The 21319-nt window shown below is 57.8% G+C and carries 23 protein-coding genes; 11 read left to right on the forward strand and 12 right to left on the reverse strand.

Annotated features, from left to right (window positions below):
• Positions 1–109 precede the first annotated feature (109 nt).
• From ACQ4OE_RS05300 to ACQ4OE_RS05325, 6 genes are all read right to left on the reverse strand, one after another.
• A complete protein-coding gene (locus ACQ4OE_RS05300; protein ID WP_430945982.1) occupies positions 110–547 on the reverse strand; it encodes an SRPBCC family protein in 438 nt (145 codons plus the stop codon).
• 64 nt (positions 548–611) lie between these two features.
• A complete protein-coding gene (locus ACQ4OE_RS05305; protein WP_430945983.1) occupies positions 612–998 on the reverse strand; it encodes a nuclear transport factor 2 family protein in 387 nt (128 codons plus the stop codon).
• A gap of 32 nt (positions 999–1030) precedes the next feature.
• Positions 1031–1774 carry an SDR family oxidoreductase gene (locus ACQ4OE_RS05310; protein ID WP_430945984.1) on the reverse strand — a complete coding sequence of 248 codons (744 nt, stop codon included), beginning with the start codon at positions 1772–1774 and terminating at the stop codon, positions 1031–1033.
• A 43-nt stretch (positions 1775–1817) separates the two neighbouring features.
• Positions 1818–2921: an alkene reductase gene (locus tag ACQ4OE_RS05315; protein WP_430945985.1), complete on the reverse strand. Its 1104-nt coding sequence runs from the start codon at positions 2919–2921 to the stop codon at positions 1818–1820.
• Positions 2922–3030: 109 nt separating this feature from the next.
• A complete protein-coding gene (locus ACQ4OE_RS05320) occupies positions 3031–4287 on the reverse strand; it encodes a cation:dicarboxylate symporter family transporter (RefSeq protein ID WP_430945986.1) in 1257 nt (418 codons plus the stop codon).
• A 113-nt stretch (positions 4288–4400) separates the two neighbouring features.
• A complete protein-coding gene (locus ACQ4OE_RS05325; RefSeq protein ID WP_122595572.1) occupies positions 4401–4826 on the reverse strand; it encodes a VOC family protein in 426 nt (141 codons plus the stop codon).
• A 154-nt stretch (positions 4827–4980) separates the two neighbouring features.
• On the opposite strand from ACQ4OE_RS05325, the gene ACQ4OE_RS05330 reads away from it, so the two are divergent.
• The 5 genes from ACQ4OE_RS05330 to ACQ4OE_RS05350 all read left to right on the forward strand — a co-directional run bounded on the left by ACQ4OE_RS05330 (position 4981) and on the right by ACQ4OE_RS05350 (position 8962).
• A complete protein-coding gene (locus ACQ4OE_RS05330; RefSeq protein WP_430945987.1) occupies positions 4981–5859 on the forward strand; it encodes a LysR substrate-binding domain-containing protein in 879 nt (292 codons plus the stop codon).
• Positions 5860–6276: 417 nt separating this feature from the next.
• On the forward strand, positions 6277–6570 hold the full coding sequence (locus tag ACQ4OE_RS05335) for a hypothetical protein (protein WP_430945988.1): 294 nt from the start codon (positions 6277–6279) through the stop codon (positions 6568–6570).
• Between the two features lie 385 nt (positions 6571–6955).
• Complete coding sequence (locus ACQ4OE_RS05340; protein ID WP_430945989.1) at positions 6956–7474, forward strand: isochorismatase family protein; 519 nt, start codon at positions 6956–6958, stop codon at positions 7472–7474.
• Between the two features lie 186 nt (positions 7475–7660).
• A complete protein-coding gene (locus tag ACQ4OE_RS05345; RefSeq protein ID WP_430945990.1) occupies positions 7661–8200 on the forward strand; it encodes an AAA family ATPase in 540 nt (179 codons plus the stop codon).
• Positions 8201–8401: 201 nt separating this feature from the next.
• A complete protein-coding gene (locus ACQ4OE_RS05350) occupies positions 8402–8962 on the forward strand; it encodes a fasciclin domain-containing protein (protein ID WP_430945991.1) in 561 nt (186 codons plus the stop codon).
• 50 nt (positions 8963–9012) lie between these two features.
• Here ACQ4OE_RS05350 and ACQ4OE_RS05355 read toward each other — a convergent pair whose 3' ends face one another.
• Both ACQ4OE_RS05355 and ACQ4OE_RS05360 read right to left on the reverse strand, forming a co-directional pair.
• Complete coding sequence (locus ACQ4OE_RS05355) at positions 9013–9276, reverse strand: hypothetical protein (protein ID WP_430945992.1); 264 nt, start codon at positions 9274–9276, stop codon at positions 9013–9015.
• A 157-nt stretch (positions 9277–9433) separates the two neighbouring features.
• The gene (locus ACQ4OE_RS05360) at positions 9434–9787 is read right to left on the reverse strand and encodes a hypothetical protein (protein WP_430945993.1); all 354 of its coding nucleotides are present in this window, start codon (positions 9785–9787) and stop codon (positions 9434–9436) included.
• Between the two features lie 126 nt (positions 9788–9913).
• Between ACQ4OE_RS05360 and ACQ4OE_RS05365 the strand changes: the two genes are divergently transcribed.
• The 6 genes from ACQ4OE_RS05365 (at position 9914) to ACQ4OE_RS05390 (ending at position 15290) form a co-directional block, all read left to right on the forward strand.
• Positions 9914–10372 carry a metallophosphoesterase family protein gene (locus ACQ4OE_RS05365; RefSeq protein ID WP_430945994.1) on the forward strand — a complete coding sequence of 153 codons (459 nt, stop codon included), beginning with the start codon at positions 9914–9916 and terminating at the stop codon, positions 10370–10372.
• Positions 10373–10459: 87 nt separating this feature from the next.
• Complete coding sequence (locus tag ACQ4OE_RS05370; RefSeq protein WP_122595564.1) at positions 10460–10762, forward strand: ArsR/SmtB family transcription factor; 303 nt, start codon at positions 10460–10462, stop codon at positions 10760–10762.
• Between the two features lie 61 nt (positions 10763–10823).
• The gene (locus ACQ4OE_RS05375; protein ID WP_430945995.1) at positions 10824–11798 is read left to right on the forward strand and encodes a zinc-dependent alcohol dehydrogenase family protein; all 975 of its coding nucleotides are present in this window, start codon (positions 10824–10826) and stop codon (positions 11796–11798) included.
• Positions 11799–11838: 40 nt separating this feature from the next.
• Positions 11839–12135 (forward strand): antibiotic biosynthesis monooxygenase family protein, encoded by a 297-nt coding sequence (locus ACQ4OE_RS05380; RefSeq protein WP_430945996.1) that lies wholly within the window; start codon positions 11839–11841, stop codon positions 12133–12135.
• A 92-nt stretch (positions 12136–12227) separates the two neighbouring features.
• On the forward strand, positions 12228–14606 hold the full coding sequence (locus ACQ4OE_RS05385) for a DUF3772 domain-containing protein (protein ID WP_430945997.1): 2379 nt from the start codon (positions 12228–12230) through the stop codon (positions 14604–14606).
• Between the two features lie 222 nt (positions 14607–14828).
• The gene (locus ACQ4OE_RS05390) at positions 14829–15290 is read left to right on the forward strand and encodes a DUF3574 domain-containing protein (RefSeq protein WP_430945998.1); all 462 of its coding nucleotides are present in this window, start codon (positions 14829–14831) and stop codon (positions 15288–15290) included.
• Here the strand turns inward: ACQ4OE_RS05390 and ACQ4OE_RS05395 are convergent.
• The 4 genes from ACQ4OE_RS05395 to ACQ4OE_RS05410 all read right to left on the reverse strand — a co-directional run bounded on the left by ACQ4OE_RS05395 (position 15287) and on the right by ACQ4OE_RS05410 (position 21315).
• Entirely contained in the window at positions 15287–16651 is a 1365-nt protein-coding gene (locus ACQ4OE_RS05395) for an APC family permease (RefSeq protein ID WP_430945999.1), read from the reverse strand. The two genes, ACQ4OE_RS05390 and ACQ4OE_RS05395, sit on opposite strands and share 4 nt — an antisense overlap.
• Positions 16641–19028: a TonB-dependent receptor plug domain-containing protein gene (locus ACQ4OE_RS05400; RefSeq protein WP_430946000.1), complete on the reverse strand. Its 2388-nt coding sequence runs from the start codon at positions 19026–19028 to the stop codon at positions 16641–16643. Before ACQ4OE_RS05400 ends, ACQ4OE_RS05395 begins: the two co-directional genes overlap by 11 nt.
• Before the next feature lie 467 nt (positions 19029–19495).
• Positions 19496–20161: a sulfite oxidase-like oxidoreductase gene (locus ACQ4OE_RS05405; RefSeq protein ID WP_430946001.1), complete on the reverse strand. Its 666-nt coding sequence runs from the start codon at positions 20159–20161 to the stop codon at positions 19496–19498.
• A gap of 98 nt (positions 20162–20259) precedes the next feature.
• Positions 20260–21315 carry a substrate-binding domain-containing protein gene (locus ACQ4OE_RS05410; protein ID WP_122595556.1) on the reverse strand — a complete coding sequence of 352 codons (1056 nt, stop codon included), beginning with the start codon at positions 21313–21315 and terminating at the stop codon, positions 20260–20262.
• Positions 21316–21319: the final 4 nt, after the last annotated feature.

A 21319-nucleotide genomic window follows, 5' to 3' on the forward strand; every position in this document is an offset into this window, starting at 1 on the left:
CCGGGTGGTGAAATAAGAAAAATTCATTAATTTTATGTGCTGCATTCCTGTTGGGAATGCAGGCCGAAGGCAAGCTCGGCCTGATGAAGCTGAAGGCGCGCTCATCGCCTTATTGAGTAAGCAATGTCTGCAACCCTTTGTGCCCTTCGACAATCAAGCCACGAATCAGCGCCTGATAATGCTCAGCCGTGTTCGGCTCTTGCAGGTCGAAATCAGCCACCCATGTAATCAGCGTCTGACGGTGCTCCGTCAAAGCCACCAGCCGAACCGTCGCCACATAGTTATCCAGCGGCAACGGCGCTTCTTCGAAACGGTAGGACAGCGCCAACACACGATCATCAACCGACAACAAACGCTCTCTGACCACCCCGCCGTCGGCGAGTACAAGCTTGCGAATACAACCTGTCAGGCCATCCGCCAATCCACCTTCGATCTCACTAGTCACAATCGAAGGATGCCACCTGGAGATCTCGCCAAACTTTTTCAACACACTCCAGACCCGTTCTGCGTTGCCTTCCAGAACAGCGGAATACTCAACCATCGTCATCGTATAGATCCTTGAAACAGGTGGTTTGCCGATCCCGGCATCAGGCGCCGGGACCGGTCGAGGTTTACGCGTCGAACTGGTGGTACACCTTGGCAATGGCTTTCCAGACGCCGTCCATTTTGATCAGGGTCAGGTAGTCGTTGTAGTCGGCGCCGATCGCATCGTTCTCCATGTCGACGCGCACCACGGCGGTGGTCGGTGTGATGGCGAGTACGTCGAGCCGCGTGGTGATTTCGGGGGCACCACCGTTTTTCTCGACGAAATCGAACAGGTTTTTGATCGGCCCGCCGAGCAGTTCGCCGTTGGTGAAACCGTACATCACGGCGTCTTTATGGAAGGCTTGGGCGACGCCGGCAGCGCTGCCGATTCGCAGACCTTCGACGTACTGCGTGGCGGTGGCGATGACGGCGTTGTATTCAGCAGTCGGGACGGCTTTGATGTTCTTGGACATGGTTGTTTCCTCTTGATGAAGGCGGATGATCGTTACCAATCCTGGCGGGTCGGCGAGATGATCAAGTCGTTGACGGTGACGTTTTCCGGTTGGTTGAGCGCGTAGATCACCGCGCGGGCGATATCGTCGGGGGCAATGGCAATCTTGTTCAGTGCCTGGGCGGCTTCGCGCCCTGCGGGATCGCTGACTTTGTCGGCCCAACCGGTATTGATCACGCCGGGGCTGACCGTGTTGACGCGGATGCCATGCTGCACACCGAGTTCCTTGCGCATGGACTCGGTCATGGCCTGGACGAAAAACTTGGTGGCGCTGTAAACACCTGCGGCCGGTCCGACCTGGTGGCCCGCAACGGAGTCCATGTTGAGAATCTGCCCGGACTTCTGCGCCAGCATCAACGGCAGCACCGCCGCGATGGCGTTGAGATAGCCTTTGATGTTCACGTCGATCATCTTTTCCCAATCCTGCACGGCCAGATCGACCCAGTTGGAAAACAGCATCAGCCCGGCGTTGTTCAGCAAAATGTCGACGGTGCCGTAGGTTTTCTGGGCGAACGTCGCCAGTGCCCGGGTTTGCTCCGGTTGAGTCACGTCCGTGGTGAAAGCGACCACTTCGTGGCCGGCGTCGCGCAGCTCGGCGACGAAGGCTTGCAGGCCCTTTTCATCCAATGCGGCGGCGACGACACGAACCCCGTGTGCTGCCAGCGCGCGGGTGGTGGCCGCGCCGATGCCGGACGATGCGCCCGTGACGATGGCGACTTTGTTTTGCAGATAATTCATGTTGAGTGCCTCTTAACGGTGAATGCTTACGGGGGCGGGTTGCTCAAGCGTTAGCCGTTGGCCAATCGATGTAACCTTTGGCGCCTCCGCCGTAGTAACTCTCGCGGGGCGCGATGATCAGCTCGAGACCGCGACGCAGGCGCTCGACGAGATCGGGGTTGGAGATGAACAGGCGACCAAATGCCACCGCATCAATCCGCCCCTGTGCCCGGCGCTCAAGAGCCATCGCCAGGTCGTAGTTGTTATTGCCGATGAATGCGCCGTCGAACTGCGCGCTCAGGGCGTCCAGATCCACACCTTCAGGCACCGTGCGGGAGGTGGCCGTGGCGCCTTCGACGAAATGCAGATAAGCGAGATTGAATCGATTGAGCTGCTGGATGAGGTAGCCGTAAGTCGCCATGACGTTGCTGTCGGGTGGCGTATTTCCGGCATCCGGAGTCACCGGCGAAAGGCGAATCCCGACTCGCGCGCTGCCCCAGATCGACACCACGGCTTCGGTGACTTCCAAGGTCAGCCGAGCGCGGTTTTCAATGGAGCCGCCGTATCGGTCCGTGCGCTGATTGGTGGAATCACGCAGGAACTGGTCGAGCAGATAGCTGTTGGCTGAATGCACTTCCACGCCATCGAAACCGGCGCGTTTGGCATTCTCGGCGGCGCGCTTGTATTGCTCGATGATGCCGGGCATCTCCGAGGTCTCCAGCGCGCGCGGCATCGACACTTCGACAAAGCCTTTTTCGGTGTACGTGCTGCCCTCAGCCTTGATTGCCGAAGGTGCCACCGGGGCTGCGCCGTCAGGCTGCAACTCAACGCTGGAAAAACGCCCGACGTGCCACAACTGGCTAACGATTTTGCCGCCCGCCGCGTGCACGGCATCGGTGACTTTTTTCCAGCCGGCGACCTGCTCTTCCGACCAGATGCCCGGCGTCATCGCATAGCCACGGCCCTGGGCAGAAATGTTCGTCGCTTCGGCGATGATCAGGCCGGCACTGGCGCGCTGGGCGTAGTAAGTGGCGTGCATTTCATTCGGCACGCCGTCGTCAGCCATTCGGCTGCGGGTCACCGGCGCCATGACGATGCGGTTAGCCAACTGCAACGCGCCCATCTGCATCGGCGAAAAAAGATCGGTGTCAAAAGCGAAATCTGTCATGCATCCTCCAAATCAATAGACCGGTCGTCTAGTAAACCAGGCCAAAAAAAACGTCCCTTTGTCAGCAGACGTATACGTGTGATCAGTGCAACTGCTGCCGTGGTGTCAACTAACCCCTTGCCACTGGCTGAGCCAATGCAGGTTGCAGTTCGACCTTTTCCCACTTGGCGATCACCAGTGGTGCAATGGCGTTACCCAAAACATTCAGCGTGGTGGTGCCGCTGTCGATGATCCTGAAGATGCCGGCAATCAATGCCACCCCTTCCAATGGCAGCCCGGCGGACGCCAAGGTGGCTGACAAAATGATGATGGCAAACCCCGGCACCCCGGCGGCGCCCTTCGAGGTCAGCACCATGGTCACCACCAACAGGATCTGCTGGGACAGCGACAGGTCGATGCTGTAAAGCTGGGCGACAAAGATCGTCGCCACACCGAGAAAAATCGACGCACCATCAAGATTGAAGGCATACCCCACCGGCACCACAAAACTGACGATTCGACGCGGCACACCGTAGCTTTCCAGTTTGGTCATCAATTGCGGCATGACGGCGGCCGAAGCAGCACTGGAAAACGCCAGAATCAACTCGTTGCGGAAGTAGCGGATCAACTTGAAGATGTTTTCGCCAATCAAGTAGCAAATGCCACCCAGCACGACCAAAGCGAAAACAATCAACGCCAGATACACCACGCCAATCAACTTGAGCAGCGGCAGCAATGAGGCAAAACCAAACGTTGCGACGGTTGCGCCAATCATGCCGAACACACCGATCGGCGCGTAGGCCATGACGATGGAAACCACCTTGAACATCGCATCGGAAAGGCTCTGCACGACGGCGATGAAAGGCGCACTTTTGTCTTTCGGTAAAGCATTCAATGCCAGGCCCAACAGCACAGCGAAGAACAGCACCGACAGCAACTTCGCCTCCGACATCGCCACGACTACGTTGTCTGGAACGATGTTCTGCAGAATCACCAAGGCGCCTTTCGACGGCTCCAGATTAATGGCTGCCGTGCTGTGCGAGATGCCTGAAATGTCGGTGCCTGTTCCGGGCTCGAACAAGTTCGCGAAACACAAACCTATGACGATCGCCAGCGCAGTAATCGCAAAGAAGTAGCCAAGCGACTTCGCGCCCATGCGGCCAAACGACTTGCTGTCGCCACCTCCTGCAATCCCCAGGATCATGCAACAGAACACAATCGGTACAACCACCATCTTCATCATCTTGATAAAGATGTCACCGAGCGGTTTGAGAATCTCCGCGCTCACCCAACTTTGATACTGCGGATGGGCATTGAAGTACCAACCGACGAGCACGCCAAGCAACAGTCCGGCAATGATTTGCCACACCAAGGGAATACGTTTCATGTCTAGCCTTCTTGTTGGAATGAAAGGTCTGCGGCTATTCGCAGTTGCTAGAGTCATGAGCATCCAGCTCACTTGAGATCAAATGGCACAACGGGGTTGTGCCACGCCGGTTGTTACTTGGCGAACAGCTGGCTCATATCCTTGAACGCCTTGAATTCAAGAGCGTTGCCGCACGGATCAAACAGGAACATGGTGGCTTGCTCGCCGACCTGCCCTTTGAAGCGAATGTACGGTTCGATCACAAACTCGGTGCCGAAAGACTTGAGACGCTCGGCCAGCGCTTCCCATTGTTCCCAACCCAGGATGATGCCGAAGTGCGGCACGGGAACATCGTGACCATCGACCGGGTTGCTGTGGACGCTCTCTTGCGAGGCGGTTTTCGGGTGCTCGTGAATGACCAGTTGATGACCATAAAAATCGAAATCGACCCATTGATTGCTGGAGCGTCCTTCTTCAAGACCAAAGACTTCCCCGTAAAAAGTCCGCGCTGCAGCCAGGTCGTACACAGGGATTGCAAGGTGAAAGGGCGAGAGGCTCATCAGAACTCCAAATATTTGTTGTTGGTTGGCGAACAGTCCCGCTGTCATTGGCTCTTTGGGTTCAGCCGTTGCCGGGGATGGGAAACATCCTAGGCCGGAAAACCGAACATAAAAATCAATATATATTTCTTAGAAACACAATTAATATTTGTGAATGATCAAAGAACTCAAGACACTCATCGCCGTGGCGCGGGAAGGCACCTTTGCCGCAGCCGGCAACAGGATCGGCCTCACCCAGGCCGCCGTCAGTGCGCAAATCCAGCGCCTGGAGGCTGAACTCGGCTTCGAGCTGTTCGACAGAAAAGGACGCTCGGCGCACCTCAACAAAATGGGTCACCAGATCCTTCTGCAAGCGCAGGAGTTGCTCAGGCTTTACGAGAATCTGGGTTCTACGACGATGGGACAACCGCCGAGTGTGCTGGTCAACATCGGCGCGATCGCGTCCGTGCAACGTTCGTATCTGCCGGATGCGCTGGCGAAGTTTCACCAACATTGCCCGCAATGCCGCACGCGCGTTGTCCCGGGGCTGTCGATGGAAATGGTGAACCTCGTGGACGCCGGCGAAATCGACATGGCCGTCATCATCCGCCCGCCCTTCTCGCTGCAGAGCGACCTGCGCTGGACCACTCTGGCGCTTGAACCTTACCGGTTGATTGTGCCGCGCGATGTGCCGGGCGATGACTGGGCAGGCCTGCTTTCCAGCCAACCCTTTATTCGCTATGACAGATCATCTTTCGGCGGCAGACAGGTCGACCGCTTTCTGCGCCAGATGCATTTCACCCTGCACGAAGTGTGCGAACTGGACGAACTGGAGGCGATCATCAAACTGGTGGAAAACGGCGTCGGCGTGGCGCTGGTGCCGCAAACAACGCCCGATCCGCAATGGCCGCCAGGCGTCCGCGCGCTCGATCTTGGCGAACACACCTTTCACCGGGATATCGGGCTGATACATCGCTCGCGCAGCAGCCTGACTGAACCGGTGCAGATGATGGCTGACCTGATCAGCGAAGAGGTCAAGCGCGGTTTGGTATAGCAACAAAACGCCCCTTGCCAATGATGAAATCAACCAGACTGCGCACAAAACCTGCCGAGACCCAGCAGTGCGGCAAATCAAGGCCACGAACAGTTCGCAGAACCTGCATCCGTACCCGATCCTCAGCCAGCAAAGCCTTTAGCTGCGTTTCGTGGTGCATCCTGCTCCCTGCCTAGTCATCGGTCACGCAGCGTCGAGAGTTTTGGCCACACGCTGTCAGTCGCAGCTTCGCCAAACAAGCTTTGTAACTCTGCCGCATGCACTCCATCAGGACAAACGGCAGATGGAAATTGGATTAGATATTCCAGCGCTTGCGAATGGCAGCTTTCGGCCACAAGCGGACCTTCATTTCAGACGCATGCATTCGCCTATAGTGGCCTGTAGTAGGATGCGGATTTGAACAAAAGAAGCTTCATCATGGATGTTCACGCACTTGAAGAAAGCAGTGTCTTATCGATCACAGTGGACCAAGCCCATCGCTATTTCGAGATGATGGTCAGACTGGATGACGGGACCAGAAATAAGCTGATGGCATGGAACGCGGACGGCACTGACCTAACTATCAGGCTTGGCGCTCTTAACGTTCAAAACTCCAGCGAACTCGGAGAGCTTGAAGGGATAAACATTGTTGATAATGTTCTATCCCTTCAAGGTGATTTTGGAGATATAACGATCACAGCTACCTCGATTTTGATTGAAAAGCTGACCTAACTACCGTGCGGGAGGCAACTTCGAGCTGAATGCTACCCATCACGGATGTCTGCTTCTGGCCGAAAGTAGTCGTTCGCGAGCAGCAGCTTTCGGCCAAAACCGGTCAGTCTTGGTCTCAGTTTTCAAACAAAAGCGGACGTCAACGAGCAACACAAGAAGTAGCCATCGCGTAGATCTCGTCCCCTTGCCAACCTAGTACCACGCGGGTACTGTCCACTTATGCATCAGCTACAGATTGCCTCGACCACGACTACCACGACCGCCCGAGGCGGGTCGTGAGAGGTGTCGTGAGCCAATAACGCACGAACTTCAAAGGCCCGCCAGTGATGGATAGGGCCTTTTCTTTTGCCCTTGTGTCGCTGGTCCAAATGCAAGGAAAAGCACTATGCATGCACTGTTGATTCTTGATATGCAGGTTGGATTGTTTCATGGCCCGGATAAACCGTGGGCTGGTGAGGCGCTGCTGAATACGTTGAATAATCTATTGATTAAAGCCCGTATGGCCGGCGCGCCAATTTTTCTTGGTCGCCACGAAGGGCCGCCCGGCTCGCCTATCGAACCAGGAAGCCCGTTGACGCAACTGGTAGAGGAACTGTTGCTGCAGGGTGACGAAGTGATTTTCAAAAAAAGCCGGCCTAACGCTTTTGCCATGACTGACCTAGCCGATCGACTAAAGGCTTGTGGTTCTCAGGGCGTGGTTATTGCCGGGATGAAGACCCAGTATTGTGTCGATAGCACCTGCCGCGCCGCACGGGATCTTGGATTCGATGCAGTACTGATCGCCGATGGTCATACCTGCACCGACACTCCCGCTTTGAAGGCTGAAAATATCATCGCTCATCATAATGCAACCCTGGCGGGCCCATTCTGCCGTGTGGTTCACGCTGAGGACTGGCATTTCTAACCGGCATTGATAGATCGACTCAAGTTCTGGGTCGATCCGTCCGCTTTGGGTTGCTGCAGCACCCACATTAGGCAGTAATCGGCCTAAAGCTGCCTGTCACGCTGACCGCTTGTCGTTGACCGAGATAGGCATTGACGTAAAATCGCCACCCCCAAAAATCAGCTTGCATAGCGAGAAGGAGCTTCGATGCAACGGGTGATGATTGTTGGTCAACCTGGGTCAGGCAAAAGCACTTTGGCGCGTGAGGTTGGTCGGCGCACGGGTTTGCCGGTCGTTCATATCGATACTATTCACTGGCAGCCAGGGTGGATCGAACGAAGTCGGGACGAGAAGACACAGCTTTGTCTCGATGTAGAAGCCCGAGATTGTTGGATATTCGAAGGTGGCCATTCAGCCACTTGGGACAACCGGCTGGCCCGTGCAGATCTTTTGATATGGATTGATCGTTCGGCGACGCTTCGATTCTTGCGCGTACTGCGTAGGACGCTGCTCCAACGCGGCCAGTCTCGGCCTGACTTGCCGGAGAACTGCCCCGAACTGCTGATGAACCTGCCAGAGTTTTTTAGATTCATGTGGCGGACGAAAAAATCAGCGCGAGCAAAGATGCAGCAACTTGTTGGAACAGCGCCTTCAGCTTGCCGTGTCGTTTGTCTGCGCTCTAATCGGGATACCCACATTTTTCTCGCGAGCATTGGAAACTCGACTGGCCAGACTCCGCGAGATTGATCGACGGTTGCCTGACTCACCGCGGAAACTGCCGGTTACGAGTGGCTGCTTCTGGCCGAAAGCTGCCATCCACAAACGCCCTCTTCGGACCAAAAACGGCGCTCCCATAAAAACATTTCCGCCAAACTGCATCCATTCCCGCCTCCGCTCCGTAAATTCAATACCCTCACTCGAAGGGTCGAAGAATCCAGGAGACACACCATGCACACTCTCTTCAAACGCATCGCGATTACCTGCCTGACAGTGCTGAGCCTTGGCGCTGGACTCGGTTTCGCCGCCGACAACGTGATGGTCGGTGGCGCCGCCATGTATCCGACCAAGACCATTGTCGAAAACGCAGTCAATTCCAAGGATCACACGACGCTCGTCGCTGCGGTAAAGGCTGCCGGGCTTGTCGATACCCTCAACGGTAAAGGACCGTTTACCGTCTTCGCCCCCACCAATGAGGCCTTTGCCAAACTGCCCGCTGGGACTGTTGATACGCTGGTTAAACCGGAACACAAGGCAGACCTGACAAAGATCCTGACTTACCACGTCGTACCGGGGACTCATACCGCAAAGCAGTTGATGGCTGACGCCAAAATGCACGACGGCAAAGTTATGCTGAAAACCGTCCAGGGAGAGTCGCTGACCATCATGCTGCACGAGGGCAAGCTGTGGTTGGTGGATGCCAAAGGAGGCAAGTCAGCTATTGCCATCGCTGACGTCATGCAATCCAACGGTGTGATTCATGTGATCGATACAGTGCTGATGCCGAATTGATTTTAACGGCCAGAAGTAGCCAGGGCACAAAGCCCTGGCCGACAGCGAAGTTACTTTTTCTTCTTCGCCGGTTTTTCTGCTTTCTCTGATTTGTCTGACTTCTTGGCCTTTTCGGGCTTGCTATCAGCCTTCTTGGCAGACTTCTTCGGTTCGGCATCTTTTTTCTTGTCTTTCTTATCCTTATCGGAGGATTTCGAAAGAGTCGAAACGGCCGCAGCCTTCTTCGTCGGTGATGACTTCTTGTCTTTCAGTTCCTTACTGGCTTTGGAAGCTTCACCTTTGCTTTTCTTATCGTCTTTAGCCACGTTGACCACCTCTCGGAGCATGCCGGTATTGGCAGATCGCCTGTGGAATTATCCATGGGCTAATCATTAGGTGAGCGTGCCCGGAAGCGGTTCAAATTCTTTTGCTGCGTTTTGACGTCGTAGATGAATGACTGACTTCGAGCACTTTTCCGGCGAATGCCCGCACCTAGCGCTTGGCCAGACGCTTCTGCCAATCGCCACCTTGGCTGCTCTGGCACTCTTGCTCCGAGTCGAAGCGGACATTGTGATCGGTCAGTTTCAGCTCGACGCCGGCTTCATTCAATGCGGTGGCCGTCAGCTCAAAGATGCGCGCTTTCGCCTCAACCTGGGCGAGCTTTCTGTCGGCGAGGGTTTCGAACACCCAGGTTATTTTCAGGGTTTGAGCCGCTGCGTTCAGGTCACCCGTGTGGGTGAGCCAGGTAAAGCCTTTGATTTCACTTTTGGCTGTTTCGCACGCTTCGGTCAGTGTGGTGATCAGCAGGCGTTCCATTCGCGCCAGTTCACGTTTCCCGGCAGGCATTGCATGCTCCTCAAAAGATCATCTTCAAATTGTTTGATCCCGCAGTATACCGGCGGTACACCCGCAACCACTTTGGTACCCACTGACTGAATGCTCCATCCGGGCCAATCCTGCTAATCTCTGCCCATGAAAATCGCCATCATCTCCGACACTCACGGCCTCCTCCGTCCCGAGGCTTTAGCCGCGATCCAGGGCGTTGAACTCATCCTCCATGCCGGCGATATCGGCAGCGCGGAGATCCTCAGCGAATTGGCGCAAATCGCCCCGGTCCATGCCGTCCGCGGCAACAATGATCTGGATCTGCCTTGGGCAAAAGACCTTCCCGATCACCTCACCCTCGACCTCAACGGCTGGCAAACCCTACTCATCCACGACATCGCCGACGTCCCCGCCCTGCTCGACAGCCACACCCGTCTGATCATCACTGGCCACTCCCACAAGCCGTTGATCGAATGGCGTGGTGAGCGGCTGTACCTGAATCCGGGCAGCGCCGGTCGCCGGCGTTTCAAACTTCCGGTCACGCTGGCCCTGCTGGACTTGGGCGCCGATGCTCTGGAGCCGCAACTGATCCATCTCCTGCCCTGACCTTTTGATTCGGTGTTGCCTGAGCGCGGTCCGGCGCGCAGAAACTTACGCATTGACATATCGATAAATCTCGATATCCTCGACCCCATGGACCTACTCGAAATCTTCAAAGCCCTCTCGAACCCGACGCGCCTTCAGATCCTGAAGGGGTTGAAGGACCCAGCCAAGAACTTCCCTGCGCAAGACGAAGGGGACGTGCATGAGGTGGGCGTCTGCGTGAGCAGTATTCAAGAAGGCATCGGGCTGTCGCAGTCCACCGTGTCGGGTTATCTGGCGACGCTGCAACGGGTGGGTTTGGTCGAAGTCCGGCGTATCGGTCAGTGGACCTACTACAAGCGCAATGAAGCAACCATCAGTGTTCTGGCCGAGATCATAGGAAAAGAGCTGTAATTTTTTACCGCATGATATCGAGATATCTCGATATCCCTTTTTATCGATACGAGGTAACACCATGAAAGCGATGACCCTTAAAGCATTTGGCGGCCCTGAATCGTTCGAGCTCCGTGACGTGCCCAAACCGGCGCCAGGAGCGGGACAGGTGTTGGTTCAAGTACACGCAACTTCCATCAATCCGTTGGACTATCAGATCCGCCGCGGGGATTATCCGGACCTGGTGACACTGCCGAGCATTACCGGCCACGACGTATCTGGCGTTGTCGAAGCCGTCGGGCCCGGGGTGACGGCGTTCGCGGTGGGCGACGAGGTCTGGTACACGCCACAGATATTCGACGGCCCCGGCAGTTACGCCGAGTACCACGTCGCCAGCGAAAGCATCATCGGCAAAAAGCCGTCCTCGCTGAGCCATCTCGAGGCCGCCAGCCTGACACTGGTTGGCGGTACGGCATGGGAAGCACTGGTCACACGTGCGGCGCTCAAGGTGGGCGAAAGCATCCTGATACACGGCGGTGCGGGAGGCGTCGGTCATGTGGCGATCCAACTGGCGAAAGCAATCGGCGCGAAAGTGTTCACCACCGTGCGTGAAACCAATGCCGAGTTCGCACGGAGCATGGGTGCCGACGTGGTCATTGATTACGAGAAAGAGGATTACCTCGACGTCATCCTGCGCGAAACGAAGGGCCAAGGTGTCGATGTAGTGTTCGACACCATCGGCGGCAACACCCTGTCGCGCAGCCCGGATGTGCTGGCGCAACTGGGTCGCGTGGTGACGATTGTCGACATCGCCCAACCGCAAAACCTGGTTCAGGCCTGGGGCAAGAACGCCAGTATTCACTTTGTATTCACCCGGCAGAATCGCGGCAAGCTTGATGAATTGAGCGCGCTGGTCGAGCGCGGCCAATTGCGCCCACACGTTGGCGCTGTTTACTCACTGGTCGACATCCCGCTCGCCCATAGCCGACTTGAGACACCCAACAACGGTGTTCAAGGAAAAATCGCCATCGCTGTCCGGCCATCGATTGTCGCCTGATCAAAACTTCTAACCGCTTGAACCGCTGAAGAGGCACGCCATGATTTATGAAATCGCTCAACTTCCCATTCGTCAGGAACGCCTCGAAATGTTCCGGACAGCGTTTGCCGAGGTCGTCCCTTTGCTCACCCGTGCCAAGGGCTACCTGGGCCACGTGCTGGCGCAAGGGATCGAAACCCCTGACGTATTCAACCTGATCGTAAAATGGCAATCCCTCGAGGATCACACGCCAGGCTTCGAGGCGAGCGAAGACCATCGCCTGTTCATGCTGGGTCTGGAGGCCTGCTTTTCTGCAGAACCGACGGTTTACCATGTTGAAGGTGGGGCTTTTACCTGACCCGGCAACACTGCCCCCGAAACTTTTCCGCCCTGTACGGCCTGATCACCTAACCTCTTAGACTGTGTGATCAATCCGAGCCTGTTCCATCCATGCGCCATCTACTCAGATCGTTGTTTTCCGTTGTACTTCTGCTGTGCACGATCGGCAGCCCCTCGCTGTGGGCCGCCGATCTTCCTGCGTCTTCGACAACCAGTGCCGCCCCGCTTCCGGTGATTTCGCAAAGCGATCTTCAGGCCCTGCAACAACGCCTCGACGGCCTAAAACAGCAAATCTCTGCCGCCAACAATTACAACCAGCTCGAAGGCCCGCAGGATCGGGTACAGGCGTTCATTCTGGATGTCGATAAGTTGTCGGCCTCGTTGTTGCCGCAGCAGGCGCAGTTGACGGTGCAATTGGGTGTGTTGGGCGCGGCGCCGGATACGGAAATCGCCGCTGAGCAGGCGGATATTGTCGCGCAACGGGCAGCGCTGACGGAGCAGAAGAACAAGGTCGATGGGACGCTGAAGAGTCTCGCGGCATTGAAGCAGAGTGCGGCGGATTTGATCACGCAGATCGCCGGCATTCGGCGTACGTTGCTGGAGAGCGAACTGACCCTGGGCACGCTCAGCGTGCTCAATCCGGATTTCTGGGCGCCGCTGGTCAAGCCTTCGCTGGATGATCGTCAGCGCTTCGGTTTTTTCGTCGAGCAAATAAGCCAAACCTGGGCGACCGTGTGGGTGCCGGGTCGGTATTTTTTTACGGTGGTGCTGGTGCTGCTGGCGCTCGTGGTGTGGACGGTCGGGCGCCGTTTGGCGGAGCGCGGTTTGACGTGGTTGTGCATCCATCGCGTGCCCGAAGGGCGTTTGCGCCGCAGTGCGCTGGCGTTTGCGTCGGCGCTGGCGACAATCGCAACCACCGCCCTCGCCCTGCATTTGCTGTTTTACGCGCTCACCCGCCACGCGCCGCTGACGCCGGTGCTCTCGACGTTTTCCGAAGAATTCGAAAAAGCTGTGTACGCCTGCGTATTGATCACCGGCCTGAGCCGCGCGTTGTTGTCGATCGATCACCCGTCGTGGCGACTGCCGGCAATTCATGATCAGGTGGCGCAAGCGTTGAAGCGTTTCCCACGGATTCTGTCGGGCACGCTGTTGGTGCTGGTGACGCTGGTGCAGGTGTGCAATGCCACCGGCATGAGCAGCCAGATTGTGCTGGCCGGGCGCGGTGTCACTTCAATCGTGGTCATGGTGATTGTCGTGACGTTGCTGTTGCGCGTCGGCAAAGTGCGCAAGGCTTTGGTCGCCGCCAATGACGCGCAAGCCAACAGTACGTTTGCCGGCGTGATGTACACCATCGCCAGTATTGCGATGTTCGTCTCGGCGATTGCGCTGCTCACCGGTTACGTGTCGCTGTCCCGTTTCATCACCTACGAGGTGGTCTGGGCGTACATCGTGCTGTCGGGTTTTTACCTGCTGATTCAGGTGATCAAGGACGGCTGCGAATACGCGTTTTCGCCCAAGCATGCGAGCGGCAAAGCGCTCAAACAGTTACTCGGCATCGGCGATCGACGGCTCGACCAGATCTCGATTCTGCTCTCCGGTTTCAGCCGCGCCGCGCTGCTGTTGCTGGCGGTGATCGCGCTGTTCGTGGGCGGCATCGGCACCACGCTGGGGCAATTGGCGAGCAACATCATGGCGATTCTCGGCGGCGCCGGGTTGCGCAAATTCAACATCGTCCCGGCGCATCTGCTCAACGCAGTGCTCGCGCTGATGATCGGCATCTGGCTGATCCGCGCGCTGCGCCGTTGGCTCGACAACGAGTTCCTGCCCAAGACCGACATGGACCCGGGCATGTGCGCGTCACTGAGCACGCTGTTTTCCAATATCGGTTATGCCTTTGTGATCCTGCTGACGCTGTCGTCGCTGGGCGTGCAGTGGACCAATCTGGCGTGGATCGTCAGTGCGCTGTCGGTGGGCATCGGTTTTGGTTTGCAGGAGATCGTGAAGAACTTCGTCTCCGGTCTGATTCTGCTGACCGAGCGACCGGTGAAGGTTGGCGATTTGATCAGCATCAGCGGCGTCGAAGGCGACATTCGGCGGATCAACGTGCGCGCCACGGAGATTCAGCTCAGCGACCGTTCGATCGTGATCGTGCCCAACTCGCAGCTGATTTCGCAGAACCTGCGCAACGTGACGCTCGGTGGCAGCGCTCAGGGTGTGGCATCGCTGGAGCTGGTGTTCCCGCTGGATATCGATCCTGAGGAAGTGAAGGATTTACTGCTCAATACCTACCGCGAGAACGAAACCATCCTCGATAAACCGGCGTCGTTTGTGCGCTTCAGCAAGCTGTCGCCGGACGGGATTACCTTGACGGTGACCGGGTATGTCGCCAGCCCGAGGATTGTCGGAGTGACCAAGAGTGATCTGCTGTTCGAGATTCTCAGACGACTGGGGGCGGCGGGAATTGCGTTGGCCAAACCGGCGAGTGCGTAGCAGCCACAAATTCATGTGGGAGCGAGCCTGCTCGCGAAGGGGCCGGAGCATTCAATATTTCCTTAAGCTGACACACCGTTATCGCGAGCAGGCTCACTCCTACAAGGGGTGTAAATGAGTTATTCCCGAAGCGCCTATCAGGCTGCTTTTTAGGTCTTTATTGACGGTCAACGGGCAACCTTATACTCGCCACATTCACCCACCGTTCACTAAGGATGCTCCATGCCTCAACGTCTTTTACTGGCGGCACTGTTCCTCGCAGTCGCCGGTTGCGCCAGCCCTCCTCCTGCTTCCGTTCACACCCACGATCCCGCCAGTTCGACCCTGCAAGGCGATGCCGCGCGGCCGGCGCAGGCGCAATGGTTGCGCACTGAGTTGTACTTCTCCGTGGGGTCGATTGATCGCAAGGAAGGCGCGGTCAGCCCGGCGCGCTGGCGCGAGTTTCTCGACAAGGAAGTGACGCCGCGTTTTCCGGATGGGTTCACGGTGCTCGATGCTTATGGGCAGTGGAGCGATAAAGGCGCGAAGGAGCCTGAGCGTTTGAGCACTAAAGTCATTGTGATTTTGCATGAGAACAGCCCGAAGAATGCGGGCAGCATCGAAGCGATTCGCCTGGCGTACAAACGCATTACCGGGGATTTGTCGGTCCTGCGCCTGTCACAACCGGCCGAGGTGTCGTTCTAGTCCAGGGTCTGCTGTGGAGCCTGCCGAGGCGTCGACGCCACGCGGCTCAATCCCGCCAATAACACCGCGCCCATCAGCAACACGCCAATCCCCACAAACGCCCCGTACCCGACCACTGTCACGCTGGAATACAGCATGTACAGGCACAACGCCAAAAACAGCAACGGCAACAGCGGATACAACGGCACCCGCACCGGCCTCGGCACGCGCGGAAAGCGCCGGCGCAGAATGATCAACGCGACACTGCTCAAACTCAAAAACAGCCAATACACCGGGGTCAGATACTCGACCATGGTGTTGAAGCCGCTCTGGGTAAAACTGCCGAACACCACCAGCAGCAACGCCACTGCACCTTCTGCCAAGAGCGCTTTGCGTGGCACACCGTGGCGATCGTCCCAGTCACCGAAACTGCGCAATTGCGGTACATCGCGGGCGGCGGCGTAGGTGGTGCGCGCGCCCACCAGCAACGTCGAGTTGATGGTGGCGATGGCGGCAATCCCGACCATCAACAGAATCAGCAGGACCCCGGGGGCGCCGAATGCACGGCTCAGCAACTCAACCCCAGGCGCATTGCTCGCCGCCAGTCCGGCGAATCCCAAGCCCTGGACGAATGCCCAATTGAGCGCCAGATAGATGATCATCAACACGGTCAACGCGCCGAGCATGGCGATGAAAATCCCTCGCCGACCGTCACGCACTTCCGCCGATAACGTCGCCGCATCACTCCAGCCGCCGAAGGCCAGGAAAACGAAAATCATCGCCGCCGAAAACCCGGCCATGCCGGTGTTTTCCGGCGTGACCATTACGCTCGGTGTGGGTGGTTCGATGCCCTGCCATTTCAGCCAGACGCCGGCGCTGGCAATGCTCAAAAAGCCCAATGCGAGCAGGCCCACCAACAACGTCTGGGTGATGAAACCGATGTGTTTGCCGCTGAGATTGAGCAGGACCAACGCCGCTATCACCGCGCCGGCGAACAATCCAGAGCCGTACGGCCCCAGCGGCACAACCGCATTGAAATAATCGGCGAACATGAACGCCGACAACGCAATCCACCCGGTATGCATCACCGAAAACCGCGACCAGGCGAACAGAAATCCCATGCGCTCGCCATACGCCGTGCGCAGAAAGTGGTAGTCACCGCCGGGATGCGGAAACGCCGTGGCCATCTCGGCAAAACACAGCGCGCCGATCATCGAGGCGACGCCGCCGAGCACCCACACCAGGTAGAAATAATCCGGCCCGACGTTGAGTGCCACGGTGGGCGCGGTTTTGAGGATATCGGTGGTGATCACCATGCCCAGCGTGATCAACAACGCCTGAAATACCGGCAGATGCCGCCCCGGCCCAACGTTAGAACCCATAAGTGGCGCGGGCGTAGTAATAGGCGCCATTGGTGCCGATTGGCGACAGCACGTCATACGGCAAATTGCCGCCGTAGTTGATCTCCGAACCCGAGCGCTCCGGGTAGTTGTCAGTGAGGTTATTGCCGCCCACGGCGATGTTGAATTTCGGGGTGAATTTGTAGGTCACCTCGGCGTCCAGTTGCCACACCGCGCCGTAGGTTTGTTCCGGTTGCGAATCGCCGAAATCGAACACGCGGGTGGTCTCGCCCTGGCGGGTCAGACGTCCGAGCAAGCCCCAATGCTCACTGGCCCAGTTGGCGGAAACGATGAAGCGATCCTTTGGCGCCGCGTCGGTCAGCGTGTTGGTTTCTTCGACGCCGACCAGCGCGTCGTTGCCGATGCCCAGCGCAGTGAGTTGCGACGGTGTGCCTTTGGTGCTGGTGACTTTGGTGTGGTTGTAGGTGTACGCGGTGGTCAGGCCCAGTTGCCCTTCGTAGAACGGCTGATGGTAGTTGAGCACCAGCTCGGCGCCGTGGGTACTGGTGTCGGCGGCGTTGGTGAAGAAGTTGACGTCGTGCACGCCGGCCACGCCAAAGTTGTCGTTGATGTAGTTTTCCAGCGCATCGCTGCCGATCCGCTGCGACAACGTGATGCGGTCTTTGACGTCGATGCGGAACACGTCCAGCGAGGCATCGAAGCGCTCGTTCAACTGGAAGGTCAGGCCGAGGCTGAAGTTTTTCGAGGTTTCCGGATCGAGTTTTTCCGCACCCAACGCGCGGGCAATCGGGTCGTTGACCGAAAGCACGCGGATATCGGTCAGGGTGCCGCCATCGCCGAAGTTGCTGGTGGTGTTCTGGAAGCCGCTCTGCGCCAGCGAAGGCGCGCGGAAGTTGTTGGACATCGCGCCGCGCAACGCCCACTGCTCGGTCAACTTGTAGCGACCGCTGAGCTTGCCGGTGAGTTTGCTGCCGGCGTCGTCGTAATGCTCCCAGCGCGTGGCGGCATCGACGAAAAAGTTGTCGGTCAAATCCCCGGACAATTCGGCGTAAGTGCCGAATACGTTGCGATCCAGATCCGACTCTTCACTCGGTCGCAGGCCATTCGCGCCGTCAGCTCCGGAGCCGATATACGACGCTTCATCGCCAGCGTAGGTCAGGTAGTTTTCGTAGCGGTATTCGCCGCCGACCGCGAGCACAAACGAACGCTCGCCGAGGCGCAATTCGCGGCTGAAATCGAGGTTGGACGTGGTCTGGCGCAGTTCGTAATCACCGGTGTCGAACTTCGTCGGTGAGTCTTCGCCGAGGCTGACGTTGAGGGTGCGTCGCGTCGATCCCTCGAAGCGGTTGCGGCCGTGGGTGACGCTGCTGTCGAAGTCCCAGTCGTCACCGAGCATGCCTTTGAAACCGGCGGTGGCGGAGACGTCCTTGTTGTCACCCAGCGATTGCGGCAGGTAGCCGTTGGGATAGAACTGCGGTTGCTCGTACGGGTAGCGATAGAATTCGGCGCCGGTGGTGTGGCGCTGGTTGAGGGTGCCGAAACTGTAAGCCTTGCCACCGGCCAGCGGCAGTTCACTGTTGAACCACAGGTTGACGTCACGGGCGATGCCGTCGCCCATCACGTAATTGCGCTGGTTGGGGGTGTCGTCGAAGCCATCGAAACCGGCGCGGTTGGTCGGGTTGCGATCCTTGTATTCGGTGCCGCCACGAATGAAACCGCCCTCCTCGCCAAGACGTGTGCCGATCTTCGCGGTAGTCACGCTGTTCTGGCCGTCGGTGGTGGTCTTGCCGATCGCATCCTGATGGGTGTGATAGGCGCCATAACTGGTCGACACTTCGCCGCCCTCGGGAGCGTCGTCGAGGATGATGTTGATCACCCCGGCAATCGCGTCGGAACCGTACTGCGCGCCTGCGCCGTCGCGCAGCACTTCGATGCGTTTGATCGCACTGATGGGGATCGAGTTGAAATCCACCGGCGCTGTACCGCGACCGATTTTCGACGAATCATTGACCACCGCCGAGGTGTGGCGGCGCTTGCCGTTGACCAGCACCAGCACCTGATCTGGACTCATGCCCCGCAGTTGCGCGGCGCGCACATGGTCAGCGCCACCGGAATTGGATTGGCGCGGCAGGCTGAAGGACGGCAACAACGTCTGCAACGCCGCGCCCAATTCGCCGTCAGCGGCGCCGGCGGTTTTCAGGTCTTCGGCGGTGAGTACATCGACTGGCACCGGTGAGTCGAGCACCGTGCGCGAAGTGCCGCGGGTGCCGGTGACCAACACCGTGCCGAGGCGTGATTCGTCTTCTACGCTCGCAGAAGTTTCTTCAGCCTTGGCGGGAAGTTGCCAAATGGCTGTTACAACAGCAGCGGCCAGTAATGAACGGGAACGGTAGTGCATGTAACAGCTCCTGGAATCGCAGTTAATACCGGCCCGTTGCCGACACATAAAAGTTCGACAATCAGTGCACGGCAATGTCTGCTGTAGTTTTGATTTTGAAAGGCAGTTTGAGTGAAGAATATCGGTAAAGCGCAAGATCCCCAGCGTAATAAATTCCCCCCTGAAGCCTGATGCTAGACGAGCCGGCGCCGTTCGACAAAGAACCAATAACGCTTAGGTTATATCGCGTTAATGGTGTGTGCTTAGTTCAACAGAAGTGTTGCTGGGCGAACAGTTTATCCAACTAACGAACAACTAATTCAGACGCAAACGAATATCCCTGTGGGAGCGAGCCTGCTCGCGAAAGCGTTTTAACAGTCACAAATTATGTAACTGACCCGAGGCCTTCGCGAGCGGGCTCGCTCCCACAGGTTGATCGCATTGCAAAGTCAATGCGGTTGCGCGCGTAGCGATGGATTCGAAGAGGCTCAGTCGAACGCTTTTTCCTTCCACGCATCCTCAGCAATATCCAGTGCATCCCCACTGAAGCGCTGTTCCGTAAACGGATCAGCGTGCAGATGAAAGCCGTTCTGTTCCCAAAATCCTGGTTTCTCCTCATCGACAAATTCCAGACCCCGCAACCACTTCGCGCTCTTCCAGAAATACCGGCCAGCCACCACCAACCGCAGTGGCCAGCCGTGTTGCGCGGTCAAGGGCTGGCCGTCGTAATGGGTGGCCAACAGGCTGTCGGGGTGCAGCAAGTCTTCGAGCCGCAGGTTGGTCTGGTAATCGTGGTCGGCGTGGGCCATGACGAAGGATGAGGTCGGCTGGATCTCGAAAGCCTGCAACAGATCCCGCAGATGTACACCGCTCCAATGGGTATCGAACTTCGACCAGCGCGTGACGCAATGGATGTCGCATTGCAATTGACGTTGCGGCAGGGCTTGCAGATCGGCGTAGCGCAATTCGAGCGGCTGTTGGCGTGTGCCGAATAGCCGTAGCGACCAATCCGCGAGGGCGTATTGCGGTACCTCGCCTTCGTGGAGAATCGGAAAACGCTCGGTGAGCACCTGGCCTGGCGGCAGTCGTGTGCCGAACTGCGGATCCGCGCTTGGCGAACGGCTTTTGCGCAAACGCGCAGCCTTGTTATTCATGTGTACTCCTTGTCTCCCGCAGTGATAGCGGTGTGTCAGCCGACACAACCATTAACTGTCCTGCTAGCGATGGCAATAGGTCAGTCAGCCAGAGATTTTCAGTTAGCCACCGGAATCCACGGCGCCCGCGCGACATTCGCGGTATCACCAAACGCCGGGAGTTTTTGCGCGAGGTCGCGGACGTTTTTCACGTCCAGGTCGAGCAACTGCTGACGGGTGATCAAGGTCGGCGGCACCAGCACCTGATGCCCCGGATTTTCCCCGGCAATCAACATCGCCAGACTGCGCACGCTGATCGCTCCGGCCACTTGCGGGTTGACCGCCGCCGTCGCGGCCCAGGCGCTGTCCGGTTCTTTCATGATCTGGATATCGGCGGTGGAAATGTCGGCGCTGTAGATCTTCACTTTGCTCGCCAGCCCCGCCTCGTCCACGGCGATTTTCGCGCCTTTGGCGAATTCATCGAACGGCGCAAAGATCACGCTGATCCCCGGATTCGCCCGCAGCACCGCACTCGCCTGATCGGCTACCGAGTTGGCAATCGGCGGATTCAGCGTGCCGAAGCGGGCCTTCTCGACGATCCCCGGATTGGCCTTTTTCACTTGGCTCCAGATTTCGTCGCGGCGCTCCATCGGGGTGAAACCGCTGATGTACACATAACCGGCATCGAAGCGCGTGCCGTTGTCCTTCACCGCTTGATCCAGGGCCAGACGTGCCAGGGCGTGGTGATCCTGCTCGACCTGGGTCACTTGCGGCGTGTTCAGATCGACGTCGAATGCAACGACTTTGATGCCTTTGGCGATGGCCCGGTCAATCGGCGCTTTAAGGGTTTCGGCGAGGCCGAGCTGAACGATGATGCCGTCAACGCCCAGGTCAATCGCCTGATCGATCATCTCGCCCTGACTCGCCGCTTGCTGGCGTGCATCGAACACCCGCAGGTTGGCACCCAGCGCTTGCGTCTGTTGCTCGACGCCGCGCAAATACGCCTCGGGAAAATCCCCGGAGAACAGGTAACCCACCAGCGCGATCTGCACCTGACCTTTGTCGAACGGCGCCGGCGCACCGGGCAAGGCCTTGGCTTGCGCGCCCAGCGCCAACGTCGACAACACTGCAGCCGCGACGCACTGGCGGGCGAACTGTTTGATTGAACCGTGCATACCA

It is taken from the genome of Pseudomonas sp. WC2 (genome assembly GCF_050586545.1).
Lineage (GTDB): Bacteria > Pseudomonadota > Gammaproteobacteria > Pseudomonadales > Pseudomonadaceae > Aquipseudomonas.

Bases quoted from the DNA above. Each gene is read 5' to 3' on its own strand.
- ACQ4OE_RS05345 (WP_430945990.1), top strand. From the start codon at position 7,661: ATGCAACGGGTGATGATTGTTGGTCAACCTGGGTCAGGCAAAAGCACT.
- ACQ4OE_RS05320 (WP_430945986.1), bottom strand. From the start codon at position 4,287: ATGAAACGTATTCCCTTGGTGTGGCAAATCATTGCCGGACTGTTGCTT.
- ACQ4OE_RS05340 (WP_430945989.1), top strand. From the start codon at position 6,956: ATGCATGCACTGTTGATTCTTGATATGCAGGTTGGATTGTTTCATGGC.
- ACQ4OE_RS05325 (WP_122595572.1), bottom strand. From the start codon at position 4,826: ATGAGCCTCTCGCCCTTTCACCTTGCAATCCCTGTGTACGACCTGGCT.
- ACQ4OE_RS05300 (WP_430945982.1), bottom strand. From the start codon at position 547: ATGACGATGGTTGAGTATTCCGCTGTTCTGGAAGGCAACGCAGAACGG.
- ACQ4OE_RS05370 (WP_122595564.1), top strand. From the start codon at position 10,460: ATGGACCTACTCGAAATCTTCAAAGCCCTCTCGAACCCGACGCGCCTT.
- ACQ4OE_RS05380 (WP_430945996.1), top strand. From the start codon at position 11,839: ATGATTTATGAAATCGCTCAACTTCCCATTCGTCAGGAACGCCTCGAA.
- ACQ4OE_RS05375 (WP_430945995.1), top strand. From the start codon at position 10,824: ATGAAAGCGATGACCCTTAAAGCATTTGGCGGCCCTGAATCGTTCGAG.
- ACQ4OE_RS05360 (WP_430945993.1), bottom strand. From the start codon at position 9,787: ATGCCTGCCGGGAAACGTGAACTGGCGCGAATGGAACGCCTGCTGATC.
- ACQ4OE_RS05400 (WP_430946000.1), bottom strand. From the start codon at position 19,028: ATGCACTACCGTTCCCGTTCATTACTGGCCGCTGCTGTTGTAACAGCC.
- ACQ4OE_RS05385 (WP_430945997.1), top strand. From the start codon at position 12,228: ATGCGCCATCTACTCAGATCGTTGTTTTCCGTTGTACTTCTGCTGTGC.
- ACQ4OE_RS05305 (WP_430945983.1), bottom strand. From the start codon at position 998: ATGTCCAAGAACATCAAAGCCGTCCCGACTGCTGAATACAACGCCGTC.
- ACQ4OE_RS05395 (WP_430945999.1), bottom strand. From the start codon at position 16,651: ATGGGTTCTAACGTTGGGCCGGGGCGGCATCTGCCGGTATTTCAGGCG.
- ACQ4OE_RS05350 (WP_430945991.1), top strand. From the start codon at position 8,402: ATGCACACTCTCTTCAAACGCATCGCGATTACCTGCCTGACAGTGCTG.
- ACQ4OE_RS05335 (WP_430945988.1), top strand. From the start codon at position 6,277: ATGGATGTTCACGCACTTGAAGAAAGCAGTGTCTTATCGATCACAGTG.
- ACQ4OE_RS05315 (WP_430945985.1), bottom strand. From the start codon at position 2,921: ATGACAGATTTCGCTTTTGACACCGATCTTTTTTCGCCGATGCAGATG.
- ACQ4OE_RS05405 (WP_430946001.1), bottom strand. From the start codon at position 20,161: ATGAATAACAAGGCTGCGCGTTTGCGCAAAAGCCGTTCGCCAAGCGCG.
- ACQ4OE_RS05390 (WP_430945998.1), top strand. From the start codon at position 14,829: ATGCCTCAACGTCTTTTACTGGCGGCACTGTTCCTCGCAGTCGCCGGT.
- ACQ4OE_RS05310 (WP_430945984.1), bottom strand. From the start codon at position 1,774: ATGAATTATCTGCAAAACAAAGTCGCCATCGTCACGGGCGCATCGTCC.
- ACQ4OE_RS05330 (WP_430945987.1), top strand. From the start codon at position 4,981: ATGATCAAAGAACTCAAGACACTCATCGCCGTGGCGCGGGAAGGCACC.
- ACQ4OE_RS05410 (WP_122595556.1), bottom strand. From the start codon at position 21,315: ATGCACGGTTCAATCAAACAGTTCGCCCGCCAGTGCGTCGCGGCTGCA.
- ACQ4OE_RS05365 (WP_430945994.1), top strand. From the start codon at position 9,914: ATGAAAATCGCCATCATCTCCGACACTCACGGCCTCCTCCGTCCCGAG.